This window comes from Kineococcus anabasis (genome assembly GCF_054590795.1).
In genome coordinates, this window is the sequence record NZ_BAAIHU010000015.1 from 63,090 (window position 1) to 72,691 (window position 9,602).

At 75.9% G+C, this 9,602-nt stretch carries 9 protein-coding genes and 1 pseudogene; 6 read left to right on the forward strand and 4 right to left on the reverse strand.

The window, feature by feature from the left end; genetic code table 11:
- Nucleotides 1–120: 120 nt before the first annotated feature.
- Nucleotides 121–1,950: a serine/threonine protein kinase gene (locus tag ACYQBY_RS21500; protein WP_459645946.1), complete on the forward strand. Its 1,830-nt coding sequence runs from the start codon at nucleotides 121–123 to the stop codon at nucleotides 1,948–1,950.
- A 30-nt stretch (nucleotides 1,951–1,980) separates the two neighbouring features.
- Here the strand turns inward: ACYQBY_RS21500 and ACYQBY_RS21505 are convergent, their stop codons facing one another.
- The 3 genes from ACYQBY_RS21505 to ACYQBY_RS21515 are packed head-to-tail and all read right to left on the reverse strand — an operon-like array spanning nucleotide 1,981 to nucleotide 3,507.
- Nucleotides 1,981–2,337, reverse strand: coding sequence for a VanZ family protein (locus ACYQBY_RS21505; RefSeq protein WP_459645947.1), 357 nt, complete (start codon nucleotides 2,335–2,337; stop codon nucleotides 1,981–1,983).
- Nucleotides 2,334–2,729 (reverse strand): DUF3037 domain-containing protein, encoded by a 396-nt coding sequence (locus ACYQBY_RS21510; protein ID WP_459645948.1) that lies wholly within the window; start codon nucleotides 2,727–2,729, stop codon nucleotides 2,334–2,336. The genes ACYQBY_RS21505 and ACYQBY_RS21510 overlap by 4 nt, the downstream gene beginning before the upstream one ends.
- Nucleotides 2,722–3,507, reverse strand: a complete 786-nt coding sequence (locus ACYQBY_RS21515) for a HipA family kinase (protein ID WP_459645949.1) — start codon at nucleotides 3,505–3,507, stop codon at nucleotides 2,722–2,724. The genes ACYQBY_RS21510 and ACYQBY_RS21515 overlap by 8 nt, the downstream gene beginning before the upstream one ends.
- Before the next feature lie 60 nt (nucleotides 3,508–3,567).
- On the opposite strand from ACYQBY_RS21515, the gene ACYQBY_RS21520 reads away from it, so the two are divergent.
- From ACYQBY_RS21520 to ACYQBY_RS21535, 4 genes are all read left to right on the forward strand, one after another.
- Complete coding sequence (locus ACYQBY_RS21520; protein ID WP_459645950.1) at nucleotides 3,568–4,497, forward strand: NAD-dependent epimerase/dehydratase family protein; 930 nt, start codon at nucleotides 3,568–3,570, stop codon at nucleotides 4,495–4,497.
- Nucleotides 4,498–4,565: 68 nt separating this feature from the next.
- On the forward strand, nucleotides 4,566–5,276 hold the full coding sequence (locus ACYQBY_RS21525; protein WP_459645951.1) for a response regulator transcription factor: 711 nt from the start codon (nucleotides 4,566–4,568) through the stop codon (nucleotides 5,274–5,276).
- Entirely contained in the window at nucleotides 5,276–6,811 is a 1,536-nt protein-coding gene (locus ACYQBY_RS21530; protein ID WP_459645952.1) for a sensor histidine kinase, read from the forward strand. Before ACYQBY_RS21525 ends, ACYQBY_RS21530 begins: the two co-directional genes overlap by 1 nt.
- A gap of 144 nt (nucleotides 6,812–6,955) precedes the next feature.
- Nucleotides 6,956–8,467, forward strand: coding sequence for a S1C family serine protease (locus ACYQBY_RS21535; RefSeq protein WP_459645953.1), 1,512 nt, complete (start codon nucleotides 6,956–6,958; stop codon nucleotides 8,465–8,467).
- Nucleotides 8,468–8,904: 437 nt separating this feature from the next.
- Here ACYQBY_RS21535 and ACYQBY_RS21540 read toward each other — a convergent pair.
- Nucleotides 8,905–9,123 (reverse strand): annotated as a pseudogene (locus ACYQBY_RS21540) (DUF4031 domain-containing protein); the annotation flags it as partial.
- A gap of 162 nt (nucleotides 9,124–9,285) precedes the next feature.
- Between ACYQBY_RS21540 and ACYQBY_RS21545 the strand changes: the two are divergent.
- On the forward strand, nucleotides 9,286–9,576 hold the full coding sequence (locus tag ACYQBY_RS21545) for a WXG100 family type VII secretion target (protein WP_459645954.1): 291 nt from the start codon (nucleotides 9,286–9,288) through the stop codon (nucleotides 9,574–9,576).
- Nucleotides 9,577–9,602 lie beyond the last annotated feature (26 nt).

The following is a 9,602-nucleotide window of genomic DNA, read 5'->3' on the forward strand; positions in this document are numbered from 1 at the left end:
GAGACCCGACCCGCGATCACCGGCCTCACGGGGGACGGAACCCGTCACATCGGTGAACTCGCCCACCACCGCCCGTCCACCCCCTAGCCTGGGAGCTCCGCTCGAGAGCAGGAGTGCGCCGTGGACGGTAAGCCTGGGTGGGACGTGCCCGCCGGGTTCGTGAACTGGTCCTTCCTGACGAGCACCGCGACGAGCGACGTGCTCCGTGCGGACGCCGCCCGGACCGGGGAAGCGGTCGTCGTCAAGATCCTGCGCATCGACTCGCAGTCCGAGGCCGAGCAGCTGTTCACGGCCGGCACCGACGCGGTCACCGGCCTGTCGCCGCACCCCCTCGTCGTCCAGGTGGTCGCGAAGGGTGTCACCAGCGGGAGGCGGCCGTGGATCGCCACTCCCTTTTTCGTGCGAGGCTCCCTGGGCGATGCGCTGGCGGGCGCAGCAGCGCTCGAGCCGTCCGCAGCCGTGGAACTGTTCGTGCACGTCGCCGACACCCTGGCCTTCACCGGCTCGGCAGGAGTGCTGCACCGGGACGTCAAACCCGGCAACATCCTCCTGTCCGAGGACGGCCTGCCGGTGCTCGCGGACTTCCAGACCGCCGCCCGCCTGCGCGACGGCCGGCACTCCGCGACCACCGCCTCCCTCACCGACGAGTACGCCGCGCCGGAAGTCCTCCTGGAGGGGCGTTACACCGCACAGAGCGAGGTCTTCTCAGCGTGCGCGTCCCTGGTCCGGTCCCTCGGTGGGCGCGCACCGCACGCACTGCTGCCCGGAGAGGCGCTGGGGGCCTATCTGAAGCGGGTGGACACCGGGACCGCCGCGGACGACCTCGACCTGCCGCACGTGCCCACCGTGCTCACCGACCTCATCAGGCGGGGACTCGCCCGCGATCCTGACCAGCGCCCCCAGGGCATGGCCGACCTCGCGTCGGGGCTCCGCCTCGTCCAGCGCGAGCTCGGCTGGCCGCAGACGCGGGCGGTGGACCACCTCGCCGGACACCCCGGCGCACCCGCTGCCGCGGGGCACGAACCCGAGACGAGGTACCGGCCTGACCGCCGGTCGGCGGTCCAGGCCGAAGAGCTCACCACCGGAGGCGTCCCGCGCCGCGGCCGGGCGCTCCTGCTCACCGCGTCCACGGTCGCCGTCCTGCTCGTCAGCGGCGCCGGGGTGGCGAACTCCCAGGGATGGCCTCCCTTCTCGAAGCCGCCGGCCGGAGGGCTGACCTCCACCTCAGCGGCTGCGGACCCGACCCCGACGGACACCCCGCAGGACACGACCGGGGTTCCGTCGCCTGTGGAGGCGGAGCCCGGACCCGCGCCGAGCACACCGGGGAGGGCGGCAGCTCCCAGGGGCGGGGCCACCGCGTCTAGCGGGTCCGTGTCGAAGCACCCGGCCGCCCCCTCCTCGTCCGTACGAGGGGGGACGGTGCCCGAGCCTGCGGGAGCGGCTCCCCCGGCGGCCGCAGCCCTCGAGGAGAACGCGCGACCCGCCGAGCCGGAGGTCGCGGTCCAGGAGGAGGCCGCTGCGGAGCAGGAGACCGTGCTGCCGGAGCAGGATGCCGTGCCCCCTGAGCAGGGAGCTCCTCAACCGGAACCGGAGGTGGAAGCGGAGCCTGCGCAGGAGGTGGCCCGACCCGACGCCTGCTACGACACCGCCATCCCCGGCCGGCTCGAACTGGGCAGCGACCAGCAGGTGAACGCCGGGGGACCGAACTTCACCGACGGGGCCTGTGACGCCATCCACCTCAAGCTGACCTCCGCCCGGTACAGGACGTACGCACGCGCCTGTCTGGAGTCAGCCGACGGGTCCGAGCTCACCTCGTGCGGCGAGTGGGTGTACCTGTCGTACCCGGACACCTGGGACACGCTCATGACCGGCGTGCCCGGTGGATCGCGCTGGCAACTGCAGATGTACTCCCTCGGTCCCGAGACGGCGGAGTTCTCCTTCACCGGGTGACCACGCGCCCAGCGGAGTCACCCTCCGGTGCTACGCACGTCCACGGTGTCCCGCCCGGCCCGCCACCACCCGCGCCGCCACCACCACACCCAGCACCGCCCCCACCACGTCCGCCACCACGTCGGCGACGTCCCCCGAGCGCTCCGGCAGCAGCGTGTGCTGCACCACCTCGCTGAGCACCGCGTACACCACGCCCCCGGCCAGCACGGCCTCCCGGCGGCCGAACCGCCACACCCCCGTGCCCGTCAGCAGCCCGAACACCGCGGCGTGGACGACCTTGTCCAGGTGCGGCACGGAACCGGCGCCGCCGGCCCGCGGGGCGAACAGCACGACGAGGCTCACCAGCACCGCCACCGCGAACGCCGCGGTGCTCACCCACCGCCTCACGCCCGCACCCCCACGAGCAGGGCGAACAGCCGCGACAGCTCCCCCGCCGGGTCCCGCGTCAGCCCGCAGTGCACCGCGGAGGTCTGCAGCAGCGTGCTGCGCGGCGCCGTCAGCCACCGGAACCGCTGCCCCGGCGGCTCCCCGCCCGCCGGGCCCGCGCCGTCCCGCCCCGCGCACACGCCCTCCAGCGCCCCGACGTGGCGGCGCACCGCGTCCACGTCGGCCTCCGGGGCCACGGCCAGCAGGCGCGCGGTGTCCACACCCGTGCGCGCGCCGAGGAACTCCGCCGAGCGGCACCACAGCAGGACGCCGACGTTGAGGAACTCCTCCCGCTCCACGCGCGGCACGACCCGCAGCACGGCGTACTCGTAGAGGGCACCCGCCTCAGCCACGACGCGCCTCCTCCTGCGCCGCGGCCAGCTCCGCGACCCACGGCCGCTCCCCCGCCAGGCGCCGCGCGAACCAGTCCGCGTACGCCGCGCGCAGCTCCGCCACCCCCGCGAAACCCGGCTCGTCCACCAGCCACACCTCGGGCACCTGCGCCAGCACCGCCTCCACCACCTCCGCGGGCAGCAGCGCCGCCGACGCCGCGTCCACCGCGCGCACCGGCGCCGCGGCCCGCAGCAGCAGGTGCTCGGCGGCGTGGCGCAGGGGGCGCTGCACGCTCCCCGCCGCCCGCGGCCAGTCGTGGTGGAAGTACAGCGCGGCGCCGTGGTCGATGAGCCAGGGCCGCCCGCCCCACCACAGCGCGTTCGGGTTGCGCCAGGTGCGGTCCACGTTGAGCACCAGCGCGTCGAACCACAGCACCCGCGCCGCCCACTGCGGGTCCACCGGGTCCACCGCCGGGTCGAACGAGAGCGACCCGGGGAGGAAGTCCGTGCCCAGGTTCGGCCCCGGCGAGCGCAGCAGCAGGTCCTGGACCTCCTCGTCCGGCTCGCTGCGCCCCAGCACCGGGTCCACCTCCACCACGACCAGCTCCGGCACCTGGAGGCCCAGGGCCGCGGCCACCCCGGCCGCGACGACCTCGGCGACCAGCACCCGGCGGCCCTGCCCCGCGCCGGTGAACTTCACGACGTACGTGCCGTCGTCGTCGGCCTCGCACAGGCCGGGCAGGCTGCCGCCCTCCCGCAGGGGGGCGACGTAGCGGGTGGCCCTCACGTCGCGCAGCACGCCCGGCAGTCTGCCGCAGCGCCCCTGGCGGGTCCCGCCGGGCGCCCCTAGCCTGCGCGCATGAGCTCCGGAGAAGTCGAGCACGCCCACGCGGCCGTGCCGCGCCCCGCGACGGGCGACGCGCTGCCCGGGCCCGTCCGCACCGTCTGCGTCACCGGCGCCGCCGGGCGCGTGGGGCGGGCGGTGGTGGCGGACCTCCTCGCCCACGGCTACCGCGTCCACGCCACCGACGAGCGCCCGCCCGCCGACGACCTCGGCGCGCCCTTCCTGCGGGCGGACCTGACGGACTTCGGGCAGGCGGTGCAGGTCGTGGACGGCGTCGACGCCGTCGTGCACCTGGCGAACGTCCCGGCCCCCGGGCTGCTGCCGGACTCCGTGACGTTCTCCGCGAACACCACGATGAACTATAACGTCTTCGCCGCCGCGGCGCGCGCCGGCCTGGAGCGGGTGGTGTGGGCCTCCAGCGAGACGACGCTGGGCCTGCCGTTCGACACCGCGCCGGACTACGTGCCCGTCGACGAGGACCACTACCCGCGCCCGGAGTCCGCCTACGCCCTGTCCAAGGTGGCCAGCGAGATCGTCGCGGAGCAGGTCTCCCGCTGGAGCGGCATCCCGTTCGTCGCGCTGCGCTTCTCCAACGTCCTGACCCCGGCGGAGTACGCGACGCTGCCGGAGGTGTGGCGCGAGCCCGCGCGGCGGCGCTGGAACCTGTGGGGGTACGTCGACTCCCGCGACGCGGCGACCGCCTGCCGGCTCGGGCTGGAGGCGGCCCTGGACGGGGCGCAGGCCTTCGTGGTCGCCGCCGCGGACACGGTGCTGGACAAGCCCTCCCTGGACGCGCTGCGGGAGGAGTTCGGCGACGTGGAGGTCCTCCAGGACGTCCCCGGCAACCAGACGCTGCTGTGCATCGACCGCGCCCGGGAGCTGCTCGGGTACGAGCCGCAGCACTCCTGGCGCGACCACGTGGAACCCGCCCTCCGCCGCGGCTGACCCGGGTTCCCCGGGACGGCACGGGCCACGTCCAGCGTCCTCCCAGCCTCCCGGAGCACACTGGGGGCGTGCGCAGCACCACCCGGCCCCCCGAGGCGCGGCTCCTCGTCGTGGACGACGAGCCCAGCATCCGCGAGCTCCTGGCGACGAGCCTGCGCTTCGCCGGGTTCGAGGTGGCCGCCGCGGCCGACGGCGCCGAGGCGCTGCGCCTGGCGGAGCAGTCCCGCCCGGACCTCGTGGTGCTCGACGTGATGCTGCCCGACATGGACGGTTTCGCGGTGACGCGCAGGCTCCGCCAGCGCGGCACGGACGTGCCCGTGCTGTTCCTCACCGCCCGCGACGACACCGCGGACAAAGTCACCGGCCTCACCGTCGGCGGCGACGACTACGTCACCAAGCCGTTCAGCCTGGAGGAGGTCGTTGCCCGCATCCGCGCGGTGCTGCGGCGCACCGGCGCGGGCGGCGCGGAGGCCGGGCGGCTGCGGTTCCACGACCTGGAGCTGGACGAGGACTCCCACGAGGTGCGCCGCGCCGGGCGCGTGGTGGAGCTGTCCCCCACCGAGTTCAAGCTGCTGCGCTACCTGATGACGAACCCGAACCGGGTGCTGTCCAAGGCGCAGATCCTGGACCACGTGTGGGACTACGACTTCAACGGCGAGGCGCAGATCGTGGAGTCCTACATCTCCTACCTGCGGCGCAAGCTGGACACCGAGGGCCTGGACCCCCTCATCCACACCAGGCGCGGCGTCGGCTACGTCCTGCGCCTGCCGCCGTCCTGATGCGGCTCCCCGCCGCCCTGCGGGAGGTGCCGGGCACGGTGCGGCGCAGGGCCTCGGAACTGCCGCTGCGGGTGCGCCTGCTGGCCCTCGTCGTGGCGCTGCTGCTGGCGGCGATGACCGCGACGGGCCTGGCCTCGCAGGAACTGCTGCGCGGGGCCCTGGAGCAGCGCGTCGACGAGCGCCTCGTGCAGTCCGGCCCCGCGATCGTGGACACCGCCGCGTCCGCGGAGGCCAACCCCGCCCGCGGCCAGCTGCTGCCCAGCGACTTCTACGTCCTGCTCAGCACCGCGAGCGGCCAGGTGGTCGACCGGTACCAGCAGCAGCAGCCCGGCAGCGCGCCGTCGCGGCCGGACCTGCCGACGATCACCGCGGACCTCGTCGCCACCGCGGGCGGGCGCCCCTTCACCGTCGGCTCCGCGCAGGGCGGCGGGGCGTGGCGGGTGGCGGCGTACTCCTCCGCCGACGGGCGGCTCACCGCGGCCGTCGCGCTGCCCCTGGGGGAGGTGGAGCGGACGACGGACGCCTTCCGCTCGATCCAGCTCCTCGTCGGGGCGCTCGTGCTGGCCCTGGGCACCACGCTCGGGGCGCTGGCGATCCGCCGCTCGTTCCGGCCGCTGACGGAGATGGAGCGCACCGCGTCCAGCATCGCCGCCGGGGACCTCGCCCGGCGGGTGCCGCCCGCCGCCCCGGGAACCGAGGTCGGGCGGCTGGCGAACGCGCTGAACGCGATGCTCGCCCACATCGAGCAGGCGTTCCGGGCGCGGCAGCGCTCCGAGGAGCAGATGCGCAGGTTCGTCGCCGACGCCAGCCACGAGCTGCGCACGCCGCTGGCCGCGATCCGCGGTTTCGCCGAGCTGCACCGCATGGGCGCCCTGCCGGAGCGGGAGGATGTGGCGCGGGCCATGGAGCGGATCGAGGCGGAGTCCACCCGCCTCGGCAGGCTCGTGGAGGACCTGCTGGTGCTGGCCAGGCTGGACGAGGCGCAGCGGCGGCGGGCGGAGCACCACGACCGGGTGGACCTGACGGTGCTGGCCTCGGACGCGGTGCACGACGCGCGGGTGCTGGCACCGGAGCGGCAGGTGCGGCTGGTCGCCCTGCCCGAGGGCGGCTCGGTGCGCCCCACCGTGGTGCTGGGGGACGACTCGGGCCTGCGGCAGGTGCTGACGAACCTCGTCGCCAACGCGCTGCACCACACCCCCGCGGGGACGCCCGTGGAGGTGGCGGTGGGAGCGGTGCCCGGCCCCAGCGGGCCGGAGGCCGTCGTGGAGGTCCGCGACCACGGCCCGGGCCTGGCACCGCAGGACGCCGAGCGCGTGTTCGAGCGGTTCTACCGGGTGGACGCCTCCCGCCGCCGCGGCGGGGGCGGCGGCTCCGGCCTCGGTCTGGCGATCGTGGCGACCATCGTGGAGGGGCACGCGGGCACGGTTGCCGTGGCACCGACCCCGGGCGGCGGTGCGACGTTCCGGCTGCGGTTCCGCGAGGCGCCCGCGCCGGGTCCGGGTGAGACTGGGGATGCGGCCGGGGCGCTCCCCTGACCGTGCCGTCCCGTCCCGGGTCCCCGCCCGGCACGGGTGCGGAGCACTCACAGGAAACATCCAGGCGCCGCGGGGCTGCACCTCAGGTCGGTGTCCGTACATAGGGGTAGCAACCACAGCGCCACGTCTGCAGAGGTGACCGAGATGACCAGCCCCACCGACCGCGACCCGGCTCGCCCCCCGTCCGGCAGCAGCGCCTGGGGCAGCCCCACGCCCACCGGCCACGACCAGGGCTACGACCGCCAGGGCTACGGCCAGGGATACGGCCAGCAGGGCCAGGGCTACGGCCAGGACCCCGCCGGCCACGGCGGCGCGCAGGACCCCTACGGCCAGGGCGCCCAGGGCTACGGCACCGGCGGCTACGGCAGCGGCGGCTACGGCAGCGGCAGCGGGGCCTACGGCCAGGACGGCACCGCGCAGAACGGCTACCCGCAGGGCGGCTACGCGTACGGCGACCCGTACGCGGTGATGACGCAGCCCGGGCAGGAGCACACCGCACCCCGGCGCGAGCGCCGCCGGCCGGGCTGGCTGGCCCTCGGCGCCGGGCTCGTCGGCAGCGCGCTGGCCGCCAGCGCCCTCACGGCCGCCCTCGTCGGCGGCACCGACGGCACGAGCGCCGAGCTGAACGCCGGGCGCAGCGGTGCCCCCTCGGCCGCACCGGTGCAGCCGGGTGCCGCCGCCACCGGCACGCCGGACTGGCAGAAGGTCGTCTCCGCAGTCGCCCCCAGCGTCGTCGCGGTCTCGGTGCGCGCCGCCGGCGGTTCCGGGGTGGGCTCGGGCGTCGTCTGGGACGACGAGGGCCACATCATCACGAACAACCACGTCGTGGCCGGCGCCGGTGACGGCGCCGAGATCTCCGTCACCCTCGACGACGGCCGGCAGTTCGCCGCGAGCATCGTGGGCCTCGACCCGGCGACGGACCTGGCGATCATCAAGATGGAGAACCCGCCCGAGGGGCTGAAGCCGGCGGCCTTCGCGGACTCCGACGCCGTGGTGCCCGGGCAGGCGGTCATGGCGCTCGGCAACCCCCTGGGCCTGGCGCAGACCGCGACCACCGGCATCGTCAGCGCCGTGGACCGGCCGGTGACGACGCGGCAGGAGGGCTCCGCGGACCCGTTCGGCGGTCAGGGCGGGGAGACCGCGGTCACCAACGCCATCCAGACCGACGCCGCCATCAACCCCGGCAACTCCGGGGGCGCGCTGCTGGACTCCAGCGGCCGGGTGATCGGCATCAACTCCTCCATCGCCTCCCTCGGCAGCGGCAGCGGCGGGCAGGCCGGCAGCATCGGCCTCGGCTTCGCCATCCCCTCCAACCAGGCCAAGCTCATCGGCGACCAGCTCGTGAGCAGGCAGGACGCCACCCACGCCTGGCTCGGCGTGAGCCTCGCCCAGCAGGACGCCACCGTGACGGTGGACGGCGCGGGCCGCTCCGGCGCCCTGGTCGCCGAGGTCACCGCCGGCACCCCGGCGGCGGAGGCGGGGCTGCGCGCGCAGGACGTCATCACCGCCGTGGACGGGGACGGGATCACCGGCGGGGAGTCCCTCATCGCCACGATCCGCGAGCGGGCCGTCGGGTCGAAGGTGACGCTGACGGTGGTGCGCGACGGCCGCGAGCAGGACGTCGAGGCGACGCTGCAGGCCCGCCCGCAGGACTGAACCGCAGGACGCGCCGCCGCGAGCAGGGGCCGCCACCAGCGGGGAGGCAGCGCGCCGAGCGCGCTCCAGCGCTCCCCCGGCAGCTCCGCACCGGGCGTCCCCGCCCCGGTGCCCCCGGCCGCCGGCAGGCGCAGGACCCCGTCGTGCCGCACCTGCCGGCGGCTCCCGTCGGTGGACCAGGTGCGGCGGAACCCGAGCACCTGGGCTCCGGGCGGCGGCTCGGCCCCCGGCCACAGGGGCAGGTCGGCCCCGTCCGGGCGCGGCACCGTCCGCACGGCCCGCCCGTCCGGGGACAGCAGGACCACCCGGTGGCGGCCGTGCGGGGCGGGCAGCGAGCCCGCCAGCACGACGTCCACCCGCCGCTCCCCCGCGCCCTCCGTCCCCAGGACCTTCTCCCCGCGCCGCTTGGGGCGCCGCAGGCCGCACGCGCGCAGGCGGGCCAGGAGGACGCGGGTGGGGACCGGCTCGGCACCGGCCCGCAGGGCGCGCTCGTACAGCTCGGCGGGCACGTCGTAGTGGTCGCCCTCGAAGGCGCGCCGGGGGATGCCCAGCAGGGCGGCGGCCTCGTGCAGCTCCGCGAGCGAGGTGTCGCTGGCCAGGTGGGACCACCGCTTGCCGTGGGCGGGCCAGCCGGGCGGGTCGATCAGGAGGCTCATCCAGGTGTCCACAGGGTGCAGAGGGCGGGTCCCGGCCACCGCGCTGTGGACGGCGGGGCCGGGGACGAGCGGGCCGACCTACGGTCGCACGCGGTGCAGGCGTCCCCCGCCCGCACCCCCCGCGGGGTGGCCCCGCGGGATCTGCGAGCGGAGGAGCACGTCATGAGCCGGTTCGAGGTCGACAGCGCACGTGTCAGCCAGGCCAGCGGCGCGGTGCAGGCGTCGGTCGGGGCGATCACCGCGGAGGTGGACAGGATGATGCGGAACCTGCTGGACCTGCAGTCCAGCTGGAAGGGCCAGGCCGCCAGCGGGTTCCAGGGCGTGGTGTCGGAGTGGCGCGGCACCCAGGAGCGGGTGCGCCAGTCCCTGGAGGACATCCAGCGGGCGCTGGCCGCGGCCGGGCAGCAGTACGCCGACGTCGAGGCGGCCAACGCACGCATGTTCGCCCGCTGAGCGGCGGCCGGAACGGGCAGAGGGTG

Bases quoted from the DNA above. Each gene is read 5' to 3' on its own strand.
- ACYQBY_RS21520 (WP_459645950.1), top strand. From the start codon at position 3,568: ATGAGCTCCGGAGAAGTCGAGCACGCCCACGCGGCCGTGCCGCGCCCC.
- ACYQBY_RS21530 (WP_459645952.1), top strand. From the start codon at position 5,276: ATGCGGCTCCCCGCCGCCCTGCGGGAGGTGCCGGGCACGGTGCGGCGC.
- ACYQBY_RS21535 (WP_459645953.1), top strand. From the start codon at position 6,956: ATGACCAGCCCCACCGACCGCGACCCGGCTCGCCCCCCGTCCGGCAGC.
- ACYQBY_RS21545 (WP_459645954.1), top strand. From the start codon at position 9,286: ATGAGCCGGTTCGAGGTCGACAGCGCACGTGTCAGCCAGGCCAGCGGC.